Raw genomic sequence first — 25,362 nt, 5'->3', positions numbered from 1 at the left:
ATATTTATAACAAAAGTAAGTATTTTAATTTTAGACAAAAAAAGAGGATTGATAAATTTATCAATCCTCTTTATGTATTTGTTTTTATATTCTTTTAGTTTTTAACAAAACGCAACGTTTTCGATGTGTCTTCAAAATTCAATTTGATAAAATAAACACCATTTGAAAATTCAGAAGTTGATATTGCAAAATCGTTATTTGTTGGTTTATTAGTTTTAATTGTCTGCCCTAAATTATTATAGATCTCATACGTTTTTAAACTTCCCAATCCTGAAGGAATAGAAATGTTAAGGATATCTTTAGTTGGGTTAGGGTATAAGTTGATATCTTCTAATAAGCTGAAATTGTCTGTTGAAAGAGTTCCGTTATTTGTAAAATAACTTACTCTTGATACTAGTGTGTTATCTGGGTTTCCAGATTCAACAAAGTCAGGAACATTTACAACTGTTGTTGTTCCAGCGGTTACAGTGTAGTATCCTTGGCTAACGCCATCAAATAACCCGTCACCCCAAGAATCGTTTACAGTTAAGTAATAACAACCATTTGCGGGTAAATTCCAAACAGTATTGTTTTCTAAAACCTGTGTTCCTGAAGCAATATTTCCATAAGGACCGCCACTATATAATGTAGTACCTGCTTCGTTTTTTAATGACCAAGTAGTTTCCGTGCTATAACTGTCTCCAACAAGATTAAAAGTAAAAGTTGTTGAATTTGCATAGCCTAAAGGTTGTCCGAAAGTTTTTGAATCAGTATTGTTGGTAGTTCTTTGGTCTGTAACTCCATTTGTTGAAGCTATGCTAACATTCAGTGTTCCACTTGTAGTTGTATTTGTTAAAGTGATAACCGCATATTTATTTGGTGCTAAATTTCCTGTCCAGTTTTGATTGTAATTAGCTCCTCCATTCATATTGTAGCTTATAGTGGCAGATGTTAAATTTGAAGTTCCTCTATTGTAAAGTAAAACCGATTTTGCTGCCGAAGTTGGATTTGGTGATGCGCAAGTTGACGGTGGTATATTACATGAATTTTCAATTTTTACTTCTGCATCGTTAGCAAATAATGCAATTGGCAAATCTTTAGTGGAAGTTTTTAATTCTAGTCTTCTTGGGAAGGTGTTCATAACAGATATTATTCTTGCTTTTTGGTCAATAGTAAAAATATTCATACAAGAATCATCAGTATAGTCCATATAATTTGCTATCATGTCGCTTGCTCCAGTAGGACATGAGTTGGTAGGTGTGCATCCATAGTTGGCTGTTGCTACAGCTGGGGTGTCAGCACAATAATCTCCTGATGTGTTGTTTTCTCCTGCACATCCTCCTTGAAATGTGTGGTATAAGCCTAAGAAATGTCCTACTTCGTGCGTCATGGTTCTTCCTTTATCGTATGTGTTATTACTATAATTTCCTGCTGGGTATATAGTTCTTGAGCCAAAGAATGTGTGTCCTGCTACTACGCCATCTGAATTTGCTGTTGTGTTTCCGTTGCTTGGGAATTGCGCATAGCCAAGTAATCCAGATCCATCCCATTTAACGCTCCACATATTCATATATTGGGTAGGATCCCATATTGTTTGAGGTTTTACATTTGTGTCGATTTCAGCTTGAATTTCATTAAAGTTGCCAACATTGTAAGTGCTTTTACATAAATTAACTCGATTTATACCATTTGTAGGGTTTCCGTTAGGATCGACTTTTGCTAATACAAATTCAATTTGAATGTCTGAACCCAATGGATTGTTATTAAAGCCAGGGGTACCTATCATTCTTCTGTAATCTTGGTTCATTACTGTGATCTGAGATTGAACTTGTTCATCTGTAATGTTTTCGTCTGTTCCATAGGTGTCTCCATCATGAATCACATGAACTACAACAGGAATATAAATAATTCCACCGGTTTCAGAATTGGTTTCGTATGTCTGTTTGGTTTTATAGACTTCAAGAAAAGGATTTAAGAATGTTTCAAATTGACTGCGATTCATTCTTTTCGGATTTTGAGCTTGTAAAATTGTTTCGTATTCGTCTGTTGCACATCTTATAAGCCCTGTAGGTGTTCTTTTTTCAAAAGAAATATTTTTTCCAAAATGTTTTGCTTTGTTTTTAGTTTCTTGAGCGTGTGAATACAGAAACACCCCAAGGCATAATCCTAATAATGTAATTTTTTTCATGGTTTTTGTGTTGGTTTAATTTCTGCAAAATTAACTTTTTTTTTAAAAAAATGTTATTAAATTAATATATTTTTTAATTTTTGTGTTTTTTTATAATCTTTTTTTGTGATTTAATGTTTTTTGTTTCGGTTTAGTCTTAATTATTTTTTATTCATAAATAGAGACTAATATTATATATTTGTTGTAACTAAATAAAAATAAAAAAATGAAAAAAACACTTGCTACATTTATTGCGTTTTTGGTATTGAATGTAATTTACGGTCAACACGCCTCTTGGGAGGAGGTTTCAGAAGGTCAGTTGAGGAAATTTCCAAAAATGGAAAGAATTAATACTCCTTCTAAGTATAAACTTTTTACGATTGATTTAAATAAATTGAATTTAGATTTGGCAAATGCACCTTTAGACTTGGAAAATAGTGAATCTAATGTTTTTATATCTTTTCCAAATTCCAAAGGTGAATCGGACAAATACATGATATTTGAGGCTCCAATTATGGAAGAAGCATTGGCGGCAAGATATAGCGATATAAAATCGTATATCGGAAGAGGGGTTGATAATCCAAGAAAAACAGTGAGGTTTAGTATAACACTTTTTGGTTTACATGCTATGATTTTTTCACCAGATGAACCAGTTGCTTATATTGATACTTATACTAAAGACAAAAAAAACTATATAGTTTATAGTAAGAATAATATTTCTCAGTCTAGACATTTTCAATGTTTGGTTAATGATGAATTAGGTTTAAATAAAACCGATTTTATATTAGGAAGTAGTGTTCAAAAAGCTTCTGATGGGAGATTTAGGACTTTTCGTTTGGCTATGGCTTGTACTATTGAATATGCGGCTTTTCATGTTAATGCTGCGGGTTTGAATGGTGGTACTTTGGCACAAAAGAAAGCGGCTGTTTTATCTGCAATGACGGTAACAATGACAAGAGTTAATGGTATTTATGAAAGAGATATGTCATTGCGTATGGTTTTTATTGCAAATCAAGATCCTTTAATTTTTATAGATGATGATAATTTTTCTAATGACGATGCAAATGCATTGATTAATGAAAGTCAAGCTCAAATTACTGCAATTGCAGGAGCTGCAAATTTTGATATTGGTCATACGGTTAGTACTGGTGGTGGTGGATTGGCGGGTCCTGCTCCATGTTATAATCCTAGTAAAGCAAGCGGAATAACAGGTTCAGGTGCTCCTGTAGGAGATCCTTATGATATTGATTATGTAGCACATGAGATGGGGCATCAATTTGGAGCAAATCATACATTTAATAATTCTTGTAGTGGAAATAGAAATAATTCGACTGCTGTTGAGCCTGGAAGTGGAAGTACTATAATGGCTTATGCTGGAATATGTGGTCCAAACGTTCAAAATAATTCTGATGCTCATTTTCATGCAGTTAGTATTGCTGAAATGGTTCAGATGATAAATGATGTATCTACTTGTGCAAATACAGTTTTAAATGGAAATACACCTCCAGTAGTTAATGCGGGAGGTAATTATACCATTCCAAGGGCTACTGCTTTTGTTTTAAAGGGTAGTGCTACAGATGTTAATGGTGATGCGCTTACTTATTGTTGGGAGCAAACAGATACTCAGATTTCAACTCAACCTCCTGTTCAGTCAGCAGTTGGGGGCCCAAACTATAAGTCTAGGGTGCCTTCTGCTTCGCCAAATCGTTATATGCCTCCTTTGGCTAATGTTGTGGCAGGTAATTTAACTCCAACTTGGGAAGTGACACCAAGTGTCGGAAGAACAATGAATTTTGCGCTTACGGTTAGAGATAATAGAAGTCCTTTAGGGGGACAAACAAATAGAGCAAATTCTGTGGTTACTGTTAGTGGTGTTGCGGGGCCATTTGTTGTGACTTCTCAAAACACTACAGGTATCTCTTATGCAGGATTGTCAACACAGACCTTTACGTGGAATGTTGCAGGTACTACTGCAAATAATGTAAATACTGCAAATGTTAAAATAAGTTTGTCTACAGATAACGGTGTTACTTTTCCAATTGTTTTATCTGCAAGTACTCCGAATGATGGTTCAGAAGTTCTAACAATTCCTAATGGGATTAATTCAACTAATTGTAGGGTTATGATTGAGGCGGTTGGTAATTTATTTTACAGTGTTAATTCAACTAAATTTACGATAACAAGTTCATTAAGTTCAGATTCTTTTGAATTCGAAGGCTTTAAGTTGTATCCAAATCCAAATAAAGGAAGTTTTAATGTAGAATTATTTACTAGTTCTAATCAAGTTTTCGTAAATGTTCATGATGTAAGTGGAAGATTGGTGTTTGATAAGACGTTTTCTAATTTAGGAGCATTTAATCAAAATATTGATTTAGGTACGGTTCAGTCTGGGATTTATCTTGTATCTGTTTCTGACGGTGATAATAAAACGACAAAAAAGATTGTTGTTGAATAGTAATTTATGTAACGATAGAAGAGAGGAGTCTTGTTTTAAAGGCTCCTCTTTTTTTTGGTATATTCACAAATAAAATTTATCAATAAAATTAAAGCTTAAAGCTTCCTTACTTCTGAATTATACTCCATTTTTTGAGCAAAAGACCTTGAAAACGGGGTTTGCTATTTTTTTTGAGACAATTTGATGGGTACTATATCAAGCATTAAAAAAAACATATTTAAACTTCACTTTCTTTTAGATATTTAAAAACTTATACTTGAAATTTTTATTCATTGAAGTATAGAGATTTCAATGGCTTACTTCTGAATTTGTCTTTTTTATTTCCCATTAAAAGAGTTCATAGTGTTGTTTAATCCAGCTAGTGCAAAGGATTTTATTGCTTCGGTAGCGATTTGCAGTCTTTCTTTTAGTTTTTCTTTTTCATCGTCCGTCCATTCTCCAAGTACATAGTTTACTTGTTGCCCTTTTTTGAATTCATCGCTGATTCCAAATCTAAATCTTGGGTATTCAGTTGAGTTTAATAATTGTTGTATGCTTTTTAGTCCGTTATGACCTCCGTCGCTTCCTTTTGGTTTTATTCTGATGCTTCCAAATGAAAGATTTAGGTCATCCGTAATGACAAGGATGTTTTCTTTTTCAATGTTTTCTTTTTCCATCCAATATTTAATAGCTTTACCACTAAGATTCATGTAAGTATTGGGTTTTAAAAAAAGAAGTGTTCTTCCTTTTATTTTAATCTCTGCTATTTCCCCAAGTTTTACTGTTTCAAAACTGCTCTTTTCTTGGTTTACAAAGTAATCTACAATTTTAAAGCCGATATTGTGACGTGTATTAGTGTATTCTGGTCCAATATTTCCGAGTCCAATAATTAAAAATTTTTTCATTGGTGTTTTTTCTTTTTTGCTAAACAATTTTTTAATCCAATTCATTGTGCAAAAATAGTTTAATTAATCCTTTTTTATTGAATCAAATGTCTAATGTTAATTTGGAATATGTTTAAAAAAAGAAAAGCATCATTTTACTGATGCTTTGTCTAGATATTAAAAATAATGTTATTATTTTTTCTTTGCTGGAGCAGCTTTTGCAGCTTTTGCAGCTTCTTGAGCAGCTTTCATAGCAGCACGAGAGATTCTCACCTGACACACAACAGTGTTGTCTGGGTGCATTAATTTGAAATTATTTGTTTCTAATTTAGTAACATATAATTTGTTACCCATTTCTAATGGAGTAATGTTTGCTTCCACAAAATCAGGAAGGTTTTTAGGCAAAGCTTTTACTTTTAAACGACGTTGGTTTAAACGTAAAACACCACCAGCCATAACCCCTGGAGATTTTCCAACAACTTTCACAGGAACTTCCATTACAATTTCTTTTTCTTCATCTAATTGGAAAAAGTCAATGTGTAAAATTGCGTCTGAAACTGGGTGGAATTGAATGTCTTGTAGGATAGCTTCAATTTTTTTTCCGCCTTCTAATTCAACTACAACAGTGTGAGCGTTTGGAGTATATACCAAGTCTTTAAATGCTCTTTCGTCTGCTGTAAAGTGTACTGGTTGATTTCCTCCGTAAATAACGCAAGGAACCATTCCAGCATCGCGAACGGCTTTTGTTGCTTTCTTGCCTACGCTTTCTCTTTCTGATCCTTTAATCGTAATTGATTTCATTGTGTAAATATATAATTAATTAAAAATAATTCTAATTTATGTTTCTTAAAATGGTCTTTTACATTAAAAATTTTCCACTTATAGAATTGTTGTTTTGCACCATATGCATTACTTCTGCAAATAAATTTGCGCACGAAACAACTTTTATTTTTTTAGATTCTTTTCTTAATGGTATAGAATCTGTGACAATTAACTCTAACAATCTAGAGTTTTCAATTTTATCATAGGCTTCGCCTGATAATATTGGATGCGTACATATTGCTCGAACACTAATTGCTCCTTTTTCCATCATTACGTCAGCTGCTTTTGCAAGTGTTCCTCCTGTATCAATCATGTCGTCAACAAGAATAACATTTCTTCCTGTAACATCTCCAATTAATTCCATAGTATCAATAACATTTGCTTTTTTTCTTTGTTTGTAGCAGACTACAACATCAGATTCTAAAAATTTTGAATAAGCATATGCCCTTTTCGATCCACCCATATCTGGTGATGCAATTGTTAAATTTTCTAAGTTCAAACTTTTAACGTATGGTAAAAAGATTGTAGAGGCAAACAAATGATCAACTGGTTTTTCAAAGAATCCTTGGATTTGGTCTGCATGTAAATCCATTGTCATGATTCTTGTTGCTCCAGCGGCTTCTAGTAATTTTGCAACTAATTTTGCTCCAATTGGTACTCTTGGTTTGTCTTTTCTATCTTGTCTAGCCCAACCAAAATAAGGAATTACAGCAGTTATATGACGTGCTGATGCTCTTTTTGCAGCATCTATCATTAATAATAACTCCATTAAATTGTCTGAGTTTGGAAAAGTAGAGCAAACTAGAAAAACTCTTAATCCTCTTATTGATTCTTCAAAAGAAGGTTGAAATTCTCCGTCACTATATTTTGAGAACGTAACTTTACCTAACGTTGTTCCATAGCTTTCTGCTATTTTTTCCGCTAAATACACACTCTGAGAACATGCAAATATTTTTGCTTCAGGCTCGTTGTATGACATCTTAATTTATTGTTTAGTAGTTGATTAGTGTTGTGTTGTTCAAACGAGGTGCAAATTTAGGAATAAATTTTAACTCTGAAAGTAATTTTTCAAGTATTTTGTTATGTTTTTTTAAAAAATTAATTACATTTGCACTCAGAAACTACAAGATATCATAAATGGTGTCATTTGATAGTCTTCTTTAATGCCTTGGTGGCGGAATTGGTAGACGCGCACGACTCAAACTCGTGTTCTTCGGAGTGTGGGTTCGATTCCCACCCAAGGTACAAAAAGCTTCAATTAATTGAAGCTTTTTTTTTATTTTAAAATTTCTTTGTTAATTCTCCCTGATGCTATCCAAGAAGAAATAAATCCTAGTGGAATTATGGTGAAGATAACTATTCCAATGTTTTTTAATTTAAATATTACTGGATACGGAAAGTCTGGTGTTATCATCAGTAAAGAAAACTGTTGTTGTAATATTATTAGTAATGTGCCTAATAATAGTCCGAACAATAAACCAAATGAAGTTATTATGGTTCCTTGAATAAAAAATATTTTTCTAATATTATTAAACCCTAGTCCTATATTATATAAGGTGTAAATGTTTTCTTTTTTGTCGATTATTATCATTACAATTGCACCAGCTAAACAAAAAAGGGTTAAAATAACTACTAAAGTGCAAAAAAGGTATATGAATAAGTTTTCAGAATTTAGCATTTTGTATAGTGAGTCATTTAACTGCGCTTTTGTTTTTATGGTTATTTTGTTTTTGAAAATAGTTTTTAGCTCTTTTATCGCTTCTTTTTCTGTGGTATCATTGTTGGATTTAAGTATGATGCTTGTAACTTGGTTTTCCTTAAAATTGAATAGTTTTTTTGTGATTGATATGTCGCAAAAAACATATTTGTTGTCGATTTCTTCGTTTATGTTAAAAATACCGACAGGCTGAAGTTTTGAAGTGTTGAAGGCGTTGTTGTTATTTTCAATTAATTCTTTTCCAGGTTTGGGTGAAAAAATATTTAAGGTGTTGTAATAATCGAATAGTCCTAGTGCGAGTTTTTTTGAAATTTCTGCGCCAATTATGGCGTCATTTGATTCTGGCTCAATCCAGTTTCCTGCATATAGATGTTTGTCTATTGCGCTAACTTTTGTGAAGAAAATATCTACTCCTTTTATTGTGGCAATCTGTTCTTTGTTGTCATAGCTAAACAATACTCTGTCTTCTATTATTTTTGAATAGGTGTTGAAGTTGGAGCTTTTTTTTAATTCTTCTTCTTCTTCTTCTGTGATGAAAAAAGATTTTCCATGACTTGGGCTAATTGTGTAATCGGGGTCTGATGTGTTGCTGTAGCTAAGTGTGAATTCTCGAAGCCCGCTAAATACAGAAAGAAAAATAAATAATGCCATAGCGCTTGCAATAATTGCTATGGTTGCTATTATAGTAATGATATTTATAGTAGAGTTTTTGCTAAAACTTACTGCATATCTTTTTGCTATGTAAAATGAGAAATTCAATTTATGATTTCTTTCTTTTTTCTAATAAATCTGGGTTCGCTACTGGGTTTTCTTTACCTGTTAATGCGTTGTCTATTTTTTCGATATAGTCAAGACTGTCATCGATGTAGAAAATCAGATTTGGTACTTTTCTTAATTGGTTTTTAACTCTTTGTGCTAAATCATGTTTGATTAATGGGGTGTTGCTTTTTATTGCGGAAAGGATTTCTCCTGCTTTTTCTGTTGGGAAAACGCTTAAAAACACCTTTGCGATTGATAAATCTGAAGTAACGTTTACTTTTGAAACAGAAATTATCAGGTTGTTTAGGTTGTTTTTTCTTATTTCACCTTGAAGTATATCTACAAGGTCTTTTTGTAATAATGTGCCTATTTTTTTTTGTCTATTAGTCTCCATTTTGCAAAAATACGGAATATTGTTATATTTTAAGTGTTATTTTTTTTAAGTAAAAGTTTTTGTTATTTTGCTGTTTGAATGATAATAATTAACATGATGAATAAGATAGAGCATATCGGCATTGCGGTAAAAAACTTGGAAGCGTCTAATTTGGTTTTTGAAAAGCTTTTTGGGGAAGCTCCATATAAGGAAGAGGTTGTGGAAAGTGAAGGAGTGAAAACTTCTTTTTTTAAGAAAGGTCCGAATAAAATTGAGTTATTGCAAGCTATAAACGATGAGAGTCCTATTGCTAAGTTTGTTGAAAAAAAAGGAGAAGGAATTCATCATATTGCTTTTGATGTTTCAGATATTGTGAGTGAGGTTGAGAGGTTGAAAGGAGAGGGTTTTGTGGTTTTGAATGATTTGCCTAAAAAAGGTGCTGATAATAAGTTAGTTGTCTTTCTTCATCCTAAAAGTACAAATGGTGTGTTGATTGAGCTTTGTCAGGAAGTGAAATAAATTGTAAAAAAAAGTTGCATGGATTAAAAAAATGCCGTAATATTGCAACCTCAAAACCGGTCCTATAGCTCAGTTGGTTAGAGCACCTGACTCATAATCAGGTGGTCCCTGGTTCGAGCCCAGGTGGGACCACTAACTTAAAATAGCCTGAAAAGGCTATTTTTTTTATTTTTTTAAGAAATATTTAAGTATTTTTTGTGAAAATATTGTTTTGTGAGAAAATATTATTATTTTAGTGCTCTGTTATTTTTTAACATGTTTAGCGTGTAGATAAATATTGATGAATTGTTGTTTCTTTATTAGAAAAGGAATAATTTTATATTTTATAACCATGAAGTTAATAGTGAGTAAAATAGTTTTTATTTTGGTGATGTTCTTGAGTTTTCAAGGTGTTTTTTCGCAAGCTATTCCACCACCACCACCAACACCGCCTCCTGGAGATGTGCCTGTAGGTGGAGAATTATGGCTGTTGTTGATTGTTGCGGTTGTTTTTGGGTTTTACTCAGTAAAATATATATATAATAAAAAAAGCTCTATTTAGAGCTTTTTTTATTTTTGTAAATCATGAATTCTTTTTACATATTTTCCTATTACGTCAAATTCAAGGTTAACAATTTCCCCGATCTTGAAATTTTTGAAGTTGGTGTTTTCAAAAGTATATGGTATTATGGCAACGCTAAATTGATTCCTTTTTGAATTGATTACTGTGAGACTTGTTCCGTTAATTGTAATAGAGCCTTTTTCTATGGTAATATTGTTTAGTTTTTCGTTGTATTCAAAAGTAAAAACCCAGCTGCCTTTATCTTCTTCAATGTTGGTGCAGGTTGCAATTTGATCAACATGGCCTTGAACAATATGTCCGTCTAGTCTGTCTCCAAGTTTCATGGCTCTTTCTAAGTTGATTAAGCTGTTTGTTTTCCATAAGCTAATATTGGTTTTGTTGATAGTTTCTCTAATTGCAGTAACTGTGTATTCGTTTTCGTGTATGTTTACAACTGTAAGGCATATCCCATTATGTGCTACACTTTGGTCTATTTTTAATTGGCTGGCTAAGGTTGATGTTATTTTAATATGAAGGTTTTCTTGATCTTTTGTGATTTCTTTCACGGTTCCTAATGTTTCAATGATTCCTGTAAACATAACTAATTTTATTTTACTAAATTTGCAGTTCAAAAATAAGCATTTAATTAGGATTAATTATGGTTAAAAAAGCAGAAAATATAATTGTGGGTATATCTATTGGAGATTTAAATGGAGTTGGACCAGAAGTAGTCTTGAAAACATTTGAAGACAATAGAATGTTAGAGTTGTGTACGCCTGTTATTTTTGCCAATATTAAAATCCTTTCTTTTTTAAAGAAGAATTTAAGTTTGGAGTCTAGTTTGTTTGGAATTGATAATTTATCCCAAATTGTGGTTGGGAAAATTAATGTTCTAAACGTTTGGAAGGAAGGTGTGAATATTGAGTATGGAAAGAATGATGAAGTGGTGGGGAAATATGCAATTAAATCTTTTCAAGCTGCAACAGAAGCTTTGAAAGAAGGTTTGGTAGATGTGCTTGTTACGGCACCTATAAATAAGTATAATATTCAATCAGATGATTTTAAGTTTCCTGGCCATACAGATTATTTGGACAATCAGTTAGAAGGTGATGCTTTGATGTTAATGATTCATGATAAGTTTAGGGTTGGCTTATTGACAGATCATATACCTGTTAATGAGATTTCGAAAAATTTATCTGAAAAATTGTTGGTAAAAAAAGTTAGTACAATAATTAAAGCTTTGGAGCAAGATTTTGGGGTGGTTAAGCCTAAAATTGCGTTGTTGGGTTTGAATCCTCATAGTGGTGATAATGGTGTAATTGGTGATGAAGAGGAGAGGGTTATAAAGCCAACTGTAAAAAAAATGTTTGATTCTGGAATGATGGTTTTTGGTCCTTATTCTTCGGATAGTTTTTTCGGTTCGTCACAGTATGAAAAGTATGATGCTGTTTTGGCTATGTATCATGATCAAGGATTAATTCCTTTTAAAACTTTGTCATTCGGGAAAGGGGTAAATTATACTGCAGGTCTAGAAAAAATTAGAACTTCGCCAGATCATGGAACAGGATATGAAATAGCAGGGAAAGGTTTGGCTAATTTTGAGTCATTTAGAGAAGCGGTTTATGCAGCTGTTGATATTTTCAAGAAGAGAAAAGAGTATTTGGAGTTGACAAAAAAGCCTTTGAAAGTGAGATAAATAGAGTTGTAAACAAAAAAATGTTTATAACTGGTTTGAATTTATAATAATTTTATATCTTTGCATCCCATTAATGATGGGTGAAACTGTTGTTATGAAAAAATTGAAAGAATATTTAATTCAGTTTGCTGGGTTGAAAATAGGAAAGCACCAGTTTGATTATCAATTGGATAGATCTTTTTTTGATTGCTTTGATTATGACGAGTTTAATGAAGTTGATGTTAAGGTTGTTCTTGTGTTAGAGAAAAAAAACACAATGCTCGAACTTGATTTTGATTACAAAGGAGTTGTAAATCTACCTTGCGATTTAACAAATGAGCTGTTTGATTTGCCAATTAAAGGTAAATTGAAGTTGATAGTTAATTTTGGTGAGGAATTTAATAATGAAAATGAAGAGTTGCTTGTTTTACCGCATGGTGAGTTTCAAGTTGATGTTTCGCAATATATATATGAAGGTATAGTCCTTTCTGTGCCAGTTAAAAGAATTCATCCAGGGGTGAAAGATGGTACTTTAAAGACAGATGCTTTGGAAACATTAGAGAAATTTTCTCCAAAAGTAGAAGAACAAGAACAAGAAAATATTGACCCTAGATGGGAAAATTTAAAAAAACTATTAACGGATAAATAATATAGTAAAATGGCACATCCTAAGAGAAAAATCTCCAAAACAAGAAGAGATAAGAGAAGAACACATTACAAAGCATCTGTACCACAAATCGCTACATGTCCAGTAACTGGAGAAGCGCATTTATACCACAGAGCTTACTGGCATGAAGGAAAAATGTATTACAGAGGTCAGGTTGTAATTGATAAAGCAGAAGCAGTAGCTTAAAACTTTGGAAGAATAGAGAAAAACTCTCACGATGTGGGAGTTTTTTTGTTAATAAGACTTTTCTTTGGTTACAAGCTCTATTTTTTCTATGGTTTGATTTTTTTTTTGTAATTTCCACCACTCGTTAAAAGGGTATTTTGTTTAATGAGGAAAAATATTTTTTATGAATAAAATTACAGCCGCAATTACTGCAATTGGCTCTTATGTTCCTGATTATGTATTGTCTAACAAAGTGTTAGAAGGACTTGTTGAAACCAATGATGAATGGATTACTTCAAGAACAGGAATAAAAGAAAGAAGATTATTAAAGGAAGAAGGTCAAGGAACTTCTTTTTTGGCTATTAAAGCTGCTCAAAATTTGATTGAGAAAGCTCAAATTGATCCTAAAGAAATTGATTTGGTGATTATGGCAACGGCAACACCAGATATGCCTGTTGCTTCAACAGGTGTTTATGTGGCAACTCAAATTGGAGCTACAAACGCTTTTTCGTATGACCTACAAGCAGCTTGTTCTAGCTTTTTGTATGGTATTTCTACAGCTTCAGCTTATATTGAATCTGGAAGGTATAAAAAGGTATTATTAATTGGAGCCGATAAAATGTCTTCAATAATTGATTATACTGACAGGGCTACTTGTATTATTTTTGGTGATGGTGCAGGTGCGGTATTGTTTGAGCCAAATTATGAAGGATTAGGGCTTCAGGATGAAATACTAAAAAGTGATGGAGTAGGAAGGGAATTCCTTAAGATTGAAGCAGGAGGGTCAATTCTACCACCTTCAGAAGATACTGTGAAAAATAAACAGCATTTTGTTTTTCAGGATGGTAAAACAGTATTTAAATACGCTGTGTCTGGAATGGCAGATGTTAGTGAAAAAATTATGCAACGAAATAATCTTACGCATGATGATGTAAATTGGTTGGTAGCTCACCAAGCGAATAAAAGAATTATTGATGCAACTGCAAATAGAATGGGATTAGATGAAGAAAAAGTTTTAGTCAACATTCATCGTTATGGAAATACTACGTCGGCAACTTTACCATTGTTGTTGTCAGATTTTGAAAGTCAATTAAAAAAAGGAGATAATATCATTTTTGCTGCATTCGGTGGAGGATTCACTTGGGGTGCGGTTTATCTAAAATGGGCATATGACAAAAAATAATAAACTAAACCAAATTTCAAATAGTATGGATATTAGAGAAATTCAAAACCTAATTAAATTTGTAGCAAAATCAGGTGCTACAGAAGTAAAATTAGAAATGGATGATTTTAAAATCACCATAAAAACTACAAATGAAGGGCCAGAAGCAACTACAACTTATGTGCAGCAAGTTCCAGTGTCGTCAGCTTTGCCTCAAGCTGCTGCCCCTCAGCCAGTGGCACCAACAACACCAGTTACACCAGTGGTTCAAGCTTCAGAAGATACTTCAAAATATGTAACAGTTAAATCGCCTATCATTGGTACCTTATATAGAAAGCCTGCACCAGACAAACCTGTTTTTGTTGAAGTAGGAGACACCATTTCTAAAGGAGATGTTGTTTGTGTTATTGAAGCAATGAAGTTATTTAATGAAATTGAATCTGAGGTTTCAGGTAAAATAGTTAAAGTTTTAGTTGATGATTCTTCTCCAGTCGAATTTGATCAACCATTGTTTTTAGTAAATCCATCTTAAGGAATTAGAAATTAGAAATCAGAATGAATATTCAGTTAATGAAGTTATTATTCTAAGTTCTATTATTATTTATTGTCTAATTATCTAATTAATCAAGATATGTTTAAAAAAATATTAATTGCAAATCGTGGAGAAATTGCTCTTCGTGTTATTAGAACGTGCAAGGAAATGGGGATTAAAACCGTTGCCGTATATTCGACTGCCGATGCAGAGAGTTTACACGTTAGATTTGCAGATGAGGCAGTTTGTATTGGGCCAGCAGCAAGTAATTTGTCCTATTTAAAAATGGCAAATATTATTTCAGCTGCAGAAATTACTAATGCAGATGCAATTCATCCAGGTTATGGTTTCCTGTCGGAAAATGCTAAGTTTTCTAAAATTTGTCAAGAACATGGCATCAAATTTATTGGAGCTTCTCCAGAAATGATTGATAAAATGGGGGATAAGGCTTCTGCAAAAGCAACAATGAAAGCTGCAGGAGTTCCGTGTGTGCCCGGTTCAGATGGTTTGCTGGAATCTTTTGAACAAGCAGAGAAGTTGGCTAAAGAAATGGGTTATCCTGTAATGCTTAAAGCAACTGCTGGTGGTGGTGGAAAAGGAATGAGAGCAGTTTGGAAGCCAGAAGATTTATTAAAGGCTTGGGAAGGTGCTCGACAAGAATCTGCTGCTGCTTTTGGAAATGATGGGATGTATATGGAAAAACTTATTGAAGAGCCTCGTCATATTGAAATTCAAGTAATTGGAGATTCATATGGTAAAGCATGTCACTTGTCAGAAAGAGATTGTTCTGTGCAACGTCGTCATCAAAAATTGACAGAAGAAACACCTTCTCCTTTTATGACAGATGAGTTGCGTAATGCTATGGGTGAAGCTGCTGTTAAAGCTGCTGAATTTATTAAGTATGAAGGTGCTGGAACCGTTGAGTTTTTAGTTGATAAGCATAGAAATTTCTATTTTATGGAAATGAATACGCGAATTCAAGTAGAGCATCCAATTACCGAACAAGTTATTGATTACGATTTGATTCGTGAACAAATAATGGTGGCTGCTGGGATTCCAATTTCAGGAAAAAATTATTTCCCAATGTTGCATTCTATAGAATGTCGTATTAATGCGGAAGATCCATATAATGATTTTAGACCTTCGCCAGGAAAAATCACTACATTACATACACCTGGAGGACATGGTGTGAGATTAGATACTCATGTATATTCAGGTTACACAATTCCACCGAATTATGATTCGATGATTGCTAAGTTAATTACTACAGCTCAAACTAGAGAAGAAGCAATCAATAAAATGAAGAGGGCTTTAGATGAGTTTGTTATTGAAGGAATTAAAACTACAATTCCTTTCCATAGACAATTAATGGATGAGCCAGATTATGTAGCTGGAAATTATACCACAAAATTTATGGAATCTTTTGTTATGAAAGATAAATTAGAGTCAGAAAATTAATGTAAAGGGGCTGTCCGAAAAGGACAGCTTTTTTTTATGTAGCTATTTTTAAGCTATTTTGTTTTGAAGAAAAAATAATAGCAAAATAACTTTGAGTTACTTTAACAAGGCAAATTTTAGTTTTAAAATAGGCTAGATAAGTGTGAATTTTGGTTTTGAAAACAAATTTTAGCAAGTCTGCCTTGAATGCATTCATTTTTCTAAAGTTGTGTCCAAGGGCCATTAGTAAAAACTCTAATGTTACTTTTTCTAATCCCTTCATTGTGAATCGATTGAATTTATTATTGCTTTTAAGTTGACCAAAAACCGCTTCTACCTCTATTGGACGTTTACTTCGATGTTCTAGTCCTTTTTCACTCATTAGTAGCTTTCTTGCTTTTTCTTTTAATTCATTTAATCGATGATTGACTGATAAAATTCTATTACCTTTTGATTGATGGCATTGACTTCGTAAAGGACATCCTTGGCATCTTTTGGCTTGATAATATGTAATTTGTGATTCATATCCAGTACTGGTTTCACGTTTTCCTACTCCTGTTTTTTGCATGATTTGACCCATTGGACAAACATAAAAATCGTGTTCTTTGTTGTAAAATAAATTTTGAACAAGAAAAGGATTGTTTTTTATCTTTCTTTTTTGTTCTTGATGAAAATAGTTATATTTCACATAAGCATCAGCTTGTTTTTCTTCCAGCATTTCATAGTTTTCTTCACTTCCATAACCTGCATCTGCAACGATTTCTTTGCTCTGTTTTTGATAGGCTTTTTCAAAACCTTCAAGATGAGAACTTAAGGTTGTAGTGTCATTTGTTGTTTGATGAATAGAAACATGTGTAATAAATTGGTTTTCAGTAGATATTTGCGGATTGTAAGCAGGTTTTAATTGACCGTTTTTCATATGATCTTCTTTCATTCTCATAAAGGTAGCTTCGGGATCTGTTTTACTATAGGAGTTCCTGTTTCCCATTGTAACCAAGTCTTTTTCATATTTTTCAAGCTTTGGAAGATGTTCCTCTTGAAGTTTTTGCAATTCTCTTGCCTGTTTTTTGGTAGGTTCTTTGAGTTTTTTATTAAGAATCGAAAGCTTTTCTTTTAAACTTTCTGAATCAATCGACTTTGGTAATTCTTCTATATTTAGTTCTTGATTATCAGATTGAATACTGTTTTCAATAGTCGATAAAATATGACTAATTTTAATTTCTAGTTTTTCTTTATATTTCTCAACGGAGCCTCTCCATACAAAAGTATATTTATTAGCTTTAGATTCTATCTTTGTACCATCAATATACTGAACATCTAGGCTTACATATTTCATTTCAACCAACATTTTTACCACTTCTGCAAAAAGAGTTTGAATGTGATTTTTTAGAACTTTACCCCTAAAATCGTTTATCGTTCTAAAATCGGGAGTTGAATTACCCGAAATATACATAAAATGAATGTTTTCCTGAAGTGCTTTTGCAATTTTTCTGCAAGAATATACATTAGATAAATAACTATAAAACAATACTTTAACCATCATTCTTGGATGATAAGCAGAAGTACCTCCACCTTTATAGTGTTTTAAAATTTCACTTATATCTAACTGATTAACAACTTGTTCCACTAAGCGAACTGGATGGTTTTGCGGTATTCTATCGAAAATATTGATAGGAAATAACTCTGGAGAATTGCCTGTTTGATTTTTAAAAACTATCTTAGCCATTGTGTATTTTTGTGTCAACTCTAAGATACTAATTTTAGAGATAAAATACAACAAAAAAAGGCTGTCATTACTTTTTGGACAGCCTCTTTTATGGTTTTATAGAGCTTATTGTATTTTCGACTTCTCTTTTCTGATCTGCATATTTTAATTGTAACTCGGAACCTGCTCCCATTCTTTTGTAATACTCAAGGGCTTTGCTACCAAAGAATTTTATATGATAGTCAGAGCAATTTGGTATTAGCGGAAACTCTTTGTGAAAAATCATTTCATAATATGCTTGCCATTCTCTTTCGTTTTTGTCAATTATAAGGTTTTCTGAAGCTTTTTGTTTTACATGTAGCATTTCGTGAGCCAAAAGGTTCAAGACTAAATTTAAAGGGTATTTGAATACGTTTTTAGGAATTTGAATTCTTTGAGGTTTTCCTAGTGCTCCAATTGTCAGCATAAGTATGAATTCAGGTTCGGCATCTTTTGCTAATTCAAAATAATCAAAATTAGGGTGTTCTAATTTGTATGTTTTAATTAAAAATTCAGCAGCCTCTATCGTCATTCCTAAATTATGAAATGTTTTTATAGTCAATTCTATTTCTTCAAAAGGCATCATGTTTCAAAATATTATTGTAAAAGAAACGCTTTTAAAGCGTTTCTTTTAACCATTTAAAAAATTCTTTTTGCCAAACTAAACCATTTTGTGGAGCTAATATCCAGTGATTTTCTTCTGGGAACAACATAAATCTACTTTTGATGCCTTTTAGTTGTGCTGCTTGAAATGCTTCTTGACTTTGTCCAATTGGAACACGATAATCTTTTGCTCCTTGAATGATGAATATAGGTGTATTCCAGTTGTTTATGAAGTTTATTGGATTAAATTCATTATATGATTTTTGTGTTAGTTTATTGTCTTTTTCCCAATATGGACCGCCCATATCCCAGTTTGTAAAAAATACTTCTTCTGTTGTTCCATACATGCTTTGGGTGTTGAAAATTCCTGCATGAGCAATAAAAGTTTTAAATCTGTTTTTGTGGATACCTGCTAAATAGAATATAGAATAGCCTCCATAGCTAGCACCAACTGCACCAAGTCTGTTTTTATCTACATATGATTCTTTAGCAATATCATCTATTGCGCTTAAATAGTCATCCATTGCTTGTCCTCCCCAGTCTTTGCTTATTTGTTCGTTCCAAGAGACACCATGTCCAGGCATTCCTCTTCTGTTTGGAGCAACAATAATATAGTCTTGCGATGCCATTAGTTGGAAATTCCATCTGTAGGAATAGAATTGTGATAACGCTCCTTGTGGACCTCCTTGACAATACAGTAATGTTGGGTATTTCTTTTTTGAGTCAAAATTTGGAGGGAGTATTACCCAAACAAGCATGTCTTTACCGTCTGTGGTTTTAACAATTCTTTTTTCAACTTTAGGTAAAGCTATTTTTGAATAAGTTGTAGTGTTGATATTTGTAATTTGTTTCCAGTTTTTACTTTTTAAATTATAGCTAAATATTTCATTAGCATGATTCATGTCGCTACGTGTTAATAGTATTGAGTTGTTATTGAATCCTATAATTTGATTAACGTCAAATTGTCCTTCTGTTATTTGTTGTACTTTTACTGCAATTTTAGTTAATCCTGGAAAATTAACTTCAAAAAGTTGTTTTGTGCCGTTTACAGGAGCTAGGAAGAATACTTTTTCCCCATTAGGGCTCCAAGTAAAGCTGTCAACTGTACCGTCCCAATTAGAAGTTAAATTAATGTCAATGCCTTTATGATGTACAATGATGTCGTTTTTGTCTGCTTCATATCCATCTCGCTTCATTTGTAGCCATGTCAAGTCATTATTTGGAGAAAATTGTGGAGCTACATCATAGCCTTCATTGTTTTGTGTGAGGTTTTTTGTGGTTTTTGATGCCAAATCATATTCATATAGGTCTGTATTTGTGCTTGTAGCATATGCTGTTCCGCTTTTCTTTTTTGAAACGTATATTATTTTTGTTTCGTCAGGCGACCATATGTAGTCTTCATCTCCTCCAAATGGTTTTTGTGGACAATCATAAGGTTCTCCTTTCATGATGTCTATTTCTTCATTTTTGCTATTTGTAATGAAAACATGATTGTGATTTCCTGTATTGTATGTGTCCCAGTGACGATAATCTAAATTATTATAAATTTGAACATCGCTTTTGTCTAAATTAGGATAGAAGTCTTTGCCATCTACATCTTGAATTTTGATTTCTTTATGTGATAGTGTCCAACCGTTTTTAGATTTGTTTTTGTCTTTAATGAGGCTGTCAAAATCTTTAATTTCTTTAGGTGTTCCACCTTCAATGGGAATTATGTAATATTTTGAAATTAATTTGTTTTCTTCAATTGAAGGAGTTGAAACTTTATAGATGATGCTGTTAGAATCATTTGTGATGCTTATTGGAGATACTCTTCCAAGTTGCCAAAGTAATTCTGGAGTCATTTTTTCTTGAGCAGTTAAGGATATTCCGGCCATGCTAATTAAGATTAAAATTATTTTTTTCATATTGTTTGTTATTATATAATAATGCCTAAAAATAATTATTTTAAAATTAACGTAAGTGTTGCTTGTCAAATAAAAAAAAAGTCCTCGTTTTTTTAGAGGACCTTTTTTAGTGATTGATTTAGTTTATTGTTTTATGAATTGTTTACTCGTTGTTTTTTCTTTATCGGTAATCTCAATGATATAATTTCCAGCATTTAATCTAGAAACGTCAATTGAATTGTTTGAAATTTTACCACCTAAAACAGTTTGCCCTAATAGATTGTGAATTCTAAAAGTTGCCTCATTAGATATTGAATTAACATTTAATAAAGTTGTTGCTGGATTTGGATAGATAACAATTTCATTTCCTTGTGAAAAAGAATCTGAATCTTCTTCTTTGCCTGATGCAGTAATGTTAACAGTATAATCTTCTACTTGTCCATAAGTGAATGTCTCGCATGAAGATGGTACACCGTTATACTTCATTGAAACTCTCATTCTTGTTGCTCCTAAACTTGCACTTGTTGGTATTGTGATTGTTCCGCTAACTGGAGTGTTTTTTGTTGCACCAATCGTAACAACTTGCTCGCCTGCATCTGTAAAATCACCATCTTGATTAAAATCAATCCATACCGAATAGCCTTCGCTATAAACAGTTCCTGTCCATAATGGTGTGATTGTTATGCTTTGAGAATTACCTCTTGAAACAGTTGTTGCAATTGAAGAAAAATCCTCATAGCCTGCTGTTCCTGTTGAAGAGTTGTTTATGCTACCGTAAACTACTTTTGAAATTCTTTCGTCGTTAGTATTATTTCCTTGCGATGAACAATAAGTAACTGTGTTAGAAAGTGTAGTTACTGAAGCAGTGTTGCTTGATGATGAAATGTTTCCTGCTGCATCTTTAGCTTTAACAGTGAAAGCATAAGTAGTAGCAGCGGTTAATCCTGTAACTGCAAAAGATGTTGTAGTTGCTGTACCAATTTGAGTTCCGTCTTGGTAAACATTGTATCCTGTTACGCCTACGTTGTCTGTTGAAGCATTCCAAGATAAGTTTGTAGAAATTTGAGTCGTTCCCGATGCAGAAAGTGCAGTTGGGCTTGATGGAGCTGTAGTATCTGGAACGCCAGCACCAATGTTTACCGTATAATCTTCTACTTCTCCATATGAGAATGTCTCACAAGAAGTCGGCACTCCATTATATTTCATTGAAACTCTCATTCTGGTAGATCCTGTAATTGCAGAATTTGAAATTGTAAAACTTCCGCTTGCTGGTGTTGCAGTACTTGCTGCTTTACTCCAAACTAACTCATCAGCATCAGTAAAATCGCCATCTTTATTGTAATCGATCCAAACTGCATATCCTTCACTATATACTGTTCCTGTCCATGTTGGTGTAACAGTTATGTTATATGAAGTTCCTTTGCTTACGTTTGTAGAAATGTTTGTAAAGTTTGTGTAGCCATTATTTCCAGTAGAAGAATTATCAATGGTATTGAATTGAACTCTTCCAATATATTCATCGGCTACGCTATTTCCTTTAGAGTCACAATATACAGGGTCTGTTGTGCCTGTTAAAGTTGTTACATTTGCAGTGTTGCTTGATGATGAAATATTTCCTGCAGCATCTTTAGCTTTTACAGTAAAACTATATGTAGTTGCAGGGCTTAATCCTGTTACAGCATAAGAAGTTGAAGTAGCTGATCCAATTAGAGTACCACCTTGAAAAACATCATATCCTGTTACGCCAACATTATCTGTTGAAGCCGTCCATGATAAGTTTGTTGTTGTTTGTGTTGTTCCCGAAGCACTAAGGTTAGTTGGTGCAGATGGTGCAGTTGTGTCTCCTCCAGTTCCAGTTGTAATAGTAAAGTTAGAATTAGATATATCAAAGAAAATATGATTTGTACCTTTAACCATAATTCTGTTTTGGTTTCCAGGGATGTTTGGGATTGTAACCGCTTGTGATCCGTCATTTGGAGTTCCAGCTAATAAAACAGTGTCAAAGTTGTTTCCGCCATCTGTAGATAATAAAATATCAACATTAGCACAGTTTACGCCATTTGCAGTTGTTCCTGCAACATTCCAAGTAATTGTTTGTGAAGAACCACCAGAATACGAAACTGCTGTGTTTGGTGAAGTAACATTGAATGGTCCAGCAGCACCGCTTACTGTAACAACCATATCATCACTATTATTTGCAGAACCGCCTGCTCTATTGTCTCTTACTGTAAATCTAAAATTCATTGTTCTTGCAACAGAAGGCAGTGCTTCAACGGTAATTTCTGCTCCAGTTGTTGTAGAAGAGTTTGCTAAAACGCTTTCTAGTCTAGGGAACATTCTTGAAGGTGAAGTTGTTGGGTTGTAAGATCTGAATGTTGGTCCAGAAGTTCTTGTTGCACTTGCAGCAGAACTAGCTCCTGTTGCAGAACTAGCTGCATTATCAAATTGTTCCCAAACATAGGTTAATGGGTCGCCATTAGCATCTGATCCAGAACCAGTAAGTATGAAAGGTGTGCTTTTTGGAATAGTGTAATCGCTTCCTGCATTAGCAGTTGGTACTGCATTCCCTGTGTTAGTTACTGTTGGACAAGTTTTAGATTTGATATTGTTTGTTACTTGTTGAATACTTGCTGCGTGAAAATAGGCGTCAGAATGTGGTTGAACATCTTGACTAGTAATTCCAGCATATCCCATAATAGTAGATCCTGAACCGGGCTCCATGTTTACGCCTGTTCCTTCATTGCTCATTGAGAATGTGTGATTTGCTCCGAATTGATGTCCAATTTCATGGGCAACATAATCAATATCGAAATTGTCTCCTTCAGGAATGGTGCTCGATGTAAACCCGCTACCTTTTCCAGAATTACAAACGCAACCAATACATCCAGCGTTACCATTATTTCCAGCTTTTGTTAATAAATGCCCAACATCATAGTTGGAGTCACCAATAACTGAAGTTAAGGTGCTTTGTAGTTGGCTGTTGTAGCTAGTAGTATATGGGTCTGTAGAAGCGTCAGTATAAATTACTGCGTCAGTATTCGATATTAATACCATTCTTGCGCTGAAATCTTTTTCAAAAACACCATTCACACGTGTCATTGTAGTGTTTATTGCAGCTAAAGCAAGCGCTTTTGTTCCTCCAAAATAGGCTGTATATTCTCCTGTTGCTGACATGGCTAGACGGAAAGTTCTTAATTTAGAATCGTCAGCATTTGGTCGTAAAGCTGTAGTAGATGCTGCTTTGTTTGTAGCATGGTCAACAACACTACACTCAAATTTTGAAAACGCTGCTCTTCTATCCGCTTTTCTATAGACTGCATATGTTTTTAAATCTTTGGTGTAGGGCTCAATAAATTCAGCTGATTTGTCAGCGTATAAAGTCATAGATTGAAAACCTAATGGAGAAATACTAAAATAAATTGTAGCGGTTGGATTGTCGATACCATATCCAACATAAGATTTGATTTCTGGATATCTATCTGCTAAACTTTGTTCCATGTTTGAGTTTTCCAATATAGAAAAACGTTCCATTTTGCCATCTCTATTCGGAATTGAGATGATAGTGTTTGAGGTTTCATTAAAATTAACTCTTTTGGAAACACTTTTAATGCTTTGTTTAAGGCTATTAATGTCTAAAGTGAAAAGGTTAGTGTTTGAAAGCGAGCTTTTGTTTTCAAAGACGGCTGCATCACTTTTTGAGGTTTTTTTCCAAAACGTTTCTCTGTTTTGTGCAAACGAGAAACTTGTAATTGCAATTGCTGCAATTAAAAGAAATTTTTGTTTCATAATTTGTATAGTTTTGTTTTTTAGCGTGTCAAAGATATATAATTTATTTTTAATATTTTTACAGTTTATATATTAAAATAGTTAAAATACTATAGTAAATGCATTTTTAAAGGTCTTTACTTAGTTATATATGTAGATTCGTTATTTGCTTTTTGTTTTTTGAAAATGGATTTTAAAGGGGTATTTAAAAAAATATCCTTATTTTCACGTTTTTAAAATTTGAAACACACCTGAAATGAAAAAATTAGCGTTGCATTGGCAAATATTGTTAGGAATGGTATTCGGAGTTTTGTTTGCTGTACTTTTAATTCAGTTTGATTTTGGAAAGGAAATTATTGTAAACTGGGTAAAACCATTTGGGAATATATTCATTAATTTATTGAAATTAATTGCAGTTCCTCTAATATTAGCGTCATTAATAAAAGGAGTTTCCGATTTGAAAGATATTTCAAAGCTTTCAAAAATGGGAGGTAGAACTATCAGTTTGTATATTTTGACTACTGTTTTTGCTGTGTCAATCGGTTTAGCTGTTGTGAATATAATAAAGCCAGGGAGTTTTATTTCTGAAGAAACAAGAATAGAACTAGTAGGGAATTATTCTAATGATGCAAATTCAAAAATTCAAGCAGCAGAAAATCAAAAGAAAGCTGGGCCATTGCAAGCATTAGAAGATATTGTTCCTAGTAATATTATTGGTGCTTCTGCTGATAATGGAAATATGTTGCAAGTAATCTTTTTTGCCATTTTCTTTGGGATTGCATTAATATTAATCCCAGTAGACCAAGCGGCTCCTGTAAAAGCTTTTTTTGATGGTTTTAATGAAGCGATTCTTAAAATGATTGATTTAATAATGTTAGCCGCTCCCTTTGGTGTTTTTGCACTATTAGCATCTTTAGTTGCCGAATCTCCAAGTTTCGATTTGTTTAAAGCATTAGGGATGTATGGAATTACCGTGGTTTTAGGGTTGCTTATTTTAATTGTTTTTTATCTGTTTTTGGTTAGGGTTTTAACGAAGAAAAATCATAAGTTTTTCCTTAACGGAATTGCCCCAGCGCAATTATTGGCTTTTTCTACAAGTTCTTCTGCGGCAACACTTCCTGTTACCATGGAGAGAGTGGTTGATAATTTAGGTGTAGATGATGAAGTGGCTAGTTTTGTATTGCCAATTGGAGCAACAATTAATATGGATGGTACCAGTTTGTATCAGGCAGTTGCAGCAGTTTTTATTGCTCAAGCTTTTGGTATGGATTTGTCTTTTGGTATTCAGTTAGGAATTATTGCAACTGCAACATTGGCTTCTATTGGTAGTGCTGCTGTTCCTGGTGCTGGTATGGTAATGTTAGTTATCGTTTTAGCTCAAGCGGGAATTCCAGAGGCTGGTTTAGCGTTAATTTTTGCAATAGATAGACCGTTAGATATGTGTAGAACTACCGTAAACGTTACAGGTGATGCTGCTGTTTCTATGATTGTTGCAAAGTCTGTTGATAAACTAGAATAACGAATTACTTTT

The 25,362-nt window shown here is 33.1% G+C and carries 21 protein-coding genes and 2 tRNA genes; 12 read left to right on the top strand and 11 right to left on the bottom strand.

Features of this window, described 5'->3' with window-relative positions; translation table 11 throughout:
* Positions 1-94: 94 nt before the first annotated feature.
* Positions 95-2,167, bottom strand: coding sequence for a M43 family zinc metalloprotease (locus ACZ49Z_RS05555; protein WP_464307192.1), 2,073 nt, complete (start codon positions 2,165-2,167; stop codon positions 95-97).
* 205 nt (positions 2,168-2,372) lie between these two features.
* Between ACZ49Z_RS05555 and ACZ49Z_RS05550 the strand changes: the two genes are divergently transcribed.
* A complete protein-coding gene (locus ACZ49Z_RS05550; protein ID WP_464307191.1) occupies positions 2,373-4,601 on the top strand; it encodes a zinc-dependent metalloprotease in 2,229 nt (742 codons plus the stop codon).
* Positions 4,602-4,918: 317 nt separating this feature from the next.
* Here the strand turns inward: ACZ49Z_RS05550 and pth are convergent, their stop codons facing one another.
* The 3 genes from pth to ACZ49Z_RS05535 form a co-directional block, all read right to left on the bottom strand.
* Complete coding sequence (gene pth / locus ACZ49Z_RS05545) at positions 4,919-5,485, bottom strand: aminoacyl-tRNA hydrolase (protein WP_464307190.1); 567 nt, start codon at positions 5,483-5,485, stop codon at positions 4,919-4,921.
* 171 nt (positions 5,486-5,656) lie between these two features.
* The gene (locus ACZ49Z_RS05540; RefSeq protein ID WP_464307189.1) at positions 5,657-6,265 is read right to left on the bottom strand and encodes a 50S ribosomal protein L25/general stress protein Ctc; all 609 of its coding nucleotides are present in this window, start codon (positions 6,263-6,265) and stop codon (positions 5,657-5,659) included.
* Between the two features lie 58 nt (positions 6,266-6,323).
* Positions 6,324-7,265, bottom strand: a complete 942-nt coding sequence (locus ACZ49Z_RS05535; RefSeq protein WP_464307188.1) for a ribose-phosphate pyrophosphokinase — start codon at positions 7,263-7,265, stop codon at positions 6,324-6,326.
* 186 nt (positions 7,266-7,451) lie between these two features.
* On the opposite strand from ACZ49Z_RS05535, the gene ACZ49Z_RS05530 reads away from it, so the two are divergent.
* Positions 7,452-7,531, top strand: a tRNA-Leu gene (locus ACZ49Z_RS05530).
* A gap of 31 nt (positions 7,532-7,562) precedes the next feature.
* On the opposite strand, the gene ACZ49Z_RS05525 is transcribed toward ACZ49Z_RS05530, so the two are convergent.
* Both ACZ49Z_RS05525 and rbfA read right to left on the bottom strand, forming a co-directional pair.
* Entirely contained in the window at positions 7,563-8,762 is a 1,200-nt protein-coding gene (locus ACZ49Z_RS05525; protein WP_464307187.1) for an ABC transporter permease, read from the bottom strand.
* Position 8,763: 1 nt separating this feature from the next.
* A complete protein-coding gene (gene rbfA, locus ACZ49Z_RS05520) occupies positions 8,764-9,156 on the bottom strand; it encodes a 30S ribosome-binding factor RbfA (RefSeq protein WP_464307186.1) in 393 nt (130 codons plus the stop codon).
* A 96-nt stretch (positions 9,157-9,252) separates the two neighbouring features.
* On the opposite strand from rbfA, the gene mce reads away from it, so the two are divergent.
* The 3 genes from mce to ACZ49Z_RS05505 all read left to right on the top strand — a co-directional run bounded on the left by mce (position 9,253) and on the right by ACZ49Z_RS05505 (position 10,195).
* Positions 9,253-9,654: a methylmalonyl-CoA epimerase gene (mce, locus tag ACZ49Z_RS05515; RefSeq protein WP_464308049.1), complete on the top strand. Its 402-nt coding sequence runs from the start codon at positions 9,253-9,255 to the stop codon at positions 9,652-9,654.
* Positions 9,655-9,712: 58 nt separating this feature from the next.
* Positions 9,713-9,786: transfer RNA gene (locus ACZ49Z_RS05510), tRNA-Ile, on the top strand.
* 199 nt (positions 9,787-9,985) lie between these two features.
* Positions 9,986-10,195: a hypothetical protein gene (locus tag ACZ49Z_RS05505; protein WP_464307185.1), complete on the top strand. Its 210-nt coding sequence runs from the start codon at positions 9,986-9,988 to the stop codon at positions 10,193-10,195.
* An 8-nt stretch (positions 10,196-10,203) separates the two neighbouring features.
* Here the strand turns inward: ACZ49Z_RS05505 and ACZ49Z_RS05500 are convergent, their stop codons facing one another.
* Positions 10,204-10,794 carry a riboflavin synthase gene (locus ACZ49Z_RS05500; protein ID WP_464307184.1) on the bottom strand — a complete coding sequence of 197 codons (591 nt, stop codon included), beginning with the start codon at positions 10,792-10,794 and terminating at the stop codon, positions 10,204-10,206.
* A gap of 59 nt (positions 10,795-10,853) precedes the next feature.
* Between ACZ49Z_RS05500 and pdxA the strand changes: the two genes are divergently transcribed.
* The 6 genes from pdxA (at position 10,854) to accC (ending at position 15,854) form a co-directional block, all read left to right on the top strand.
* Positions 10,854-11,891: a 4-hydroxythreonine-4-phosphate dehydrogenase PdxA gene (gene pdxA / locus ACZ49Z_RS05495; protein ID WP_464307183.1), complete on the top strand. Its 1,038-nt coding sequence runs from the start codon at positions 10,854-10,856 to the stop codon at positions 11,889-11,891.
* Between the two features lie 94 nt (positions 11,892-11,985).
* A complete protein-coding gene (locus tag ACZ49Z_RS05490) occupies positions 11,986-12,519 on the top strand; it encodes a YceD family protein (protein WP_464307182.1) in 534 nt (177 codons plus the stop codon).
* 9 nt (positions 12,520-12,528) lie between these two features.
* Positions 12,529-12,723, top strand: coding sequence for a 50S ribosomal protein L32 (gene rpmF / locus ACZ49Z_RS05485; RefSeq protein WP_464307181.1), 195 nt, complete (start codon positions 12,529-12,531; stop codon positions 12,721-12,723).
* 163 nt (positions 12,724-12,886) lie between these two features.
* Complete coding sequence (locus tag ACZ49Z_RS05480) at positions 12,887-13,885, top strand: beta-ketoacyl-ACP synthase III (protein ID WP_464307180.1); 999 nt, start codon at positions 12,887-12,889, stop codon at positions 13,883-13,885.
* Between the two features lie 25 nt (positions 13,886-13,910).
* On the top strand, positions 13,911-14,396 hold the full coding sequence (gene accB / locus ACZ49Z_RS05475) for an acetyl-CoA carboxylase biotin carboxyl carrier protein (protein WP_464308048.1): 486 nt from the start codon (positions 13,911-13,913) through the stop codon (positions 14,394-14,396).
* A gap of 99 nt (positions 14,397-14,495) precedes the next feature.
* The gene (gene accC / locus ACZ49Z_RS05470; protein WP_464307179.1) at positions 14,496-15,854 is read left to right on the top strand and encodes an acetyl-CoA carboxylase biotin carboxylase subunit; all 1,359 of its coding nucleotides are present in this window, start codon (positions 14,496-14,498) and stop codon (positions 15,852-15,854) included.
* Positions 15,855-15,888: 34 nt separating this feature from the next.
* On the opposite strand, the gene ACZ49Z_RS05465 is transcribed toward accC, so the two are convergent.
* The 4 genes from ACZ49Z_RS05465 to ACZ49Z_RS05450 all read right to left on the bottom strand — a co-directional run bounded on the left by ACZ49Z_RS05465 (position 15,889) and on the right by ACZ49Z_RS05450 (position 23,852).
* On the bottom strand, positions 15,889-17,559 hold the full coding sequence (locus ACZ49Z_RS05465; protein WP_464307178.1) for an IS1182 family transposase: 1,671 nt from the start codon (positions 17,557-17,559) through the stop codon (positions 15,889-15,891).
* Positions 17,560-17,647: 88 nt separating this feature from the next.
* Positions 17,648-18,163 (bottom strand): hypothetical protein, encoded by a 516-nt coding sequence (locus tag ACZ49Z_RS05460; protein ID WP_464307177.1) that lies wholly within the window; start codon positions 18,161-18,163, stop codon positions 17,648-17,650.
* 31 nt (positions 18,164-18,194) lie between these two features.
* Positions 18,195-20,087, bottom strand: coding sequence for a S9 family peptidase (locus tag ACZ49Z_RS05455; RefSeq protein WP_464307176.1), 1,893 nt, complete (start codon positions 20,085-20,087; stop codon positions 18,195-18,197).
* Between the two features lie 123 nt (positions 20,088-20,210).
* The gene (locus ACZ49Z_RS05450; protein ID WP_464307175.1) at positions 20,211-23,852 is read right to left on the bottom strand and encodes a reprolysin-like metallopeptidase; all 3,642 of its coding nucleotides are present in this window, start codon (positions 23,850-23,852) and stop codon (positions 20,211-20,213) included.
* A gap of 235 nt (positions 23,853-24,087) precedes the next feature.
* On the opposite strand from ACZ49Z_RS05450, the gene ACZ49Z_RS05445 reads away from it, so the two are divergent.
* Entirely contained in the window at positions 24,088-25,350 is a 1,263-nt protein-coding gene (locus ACZ49Z_RS05445; protein ID WP_464307174.1) for a dicarboxylate/amino acid:cation symporter, read from the top strand.
* The last annotated feature ends 12 nt before the right edge of the window (positions 25,351-25,362 follow it).

The sequence above is a fragment of the Flavobacterium sp. KY-23415 genome (assembly GCF_055384985.1).
The sequence above is the reverse complement of the archived record's forward strand: the minus strand, read 5'-3'. Positions and strand labels throughout refer to the sequence as shown.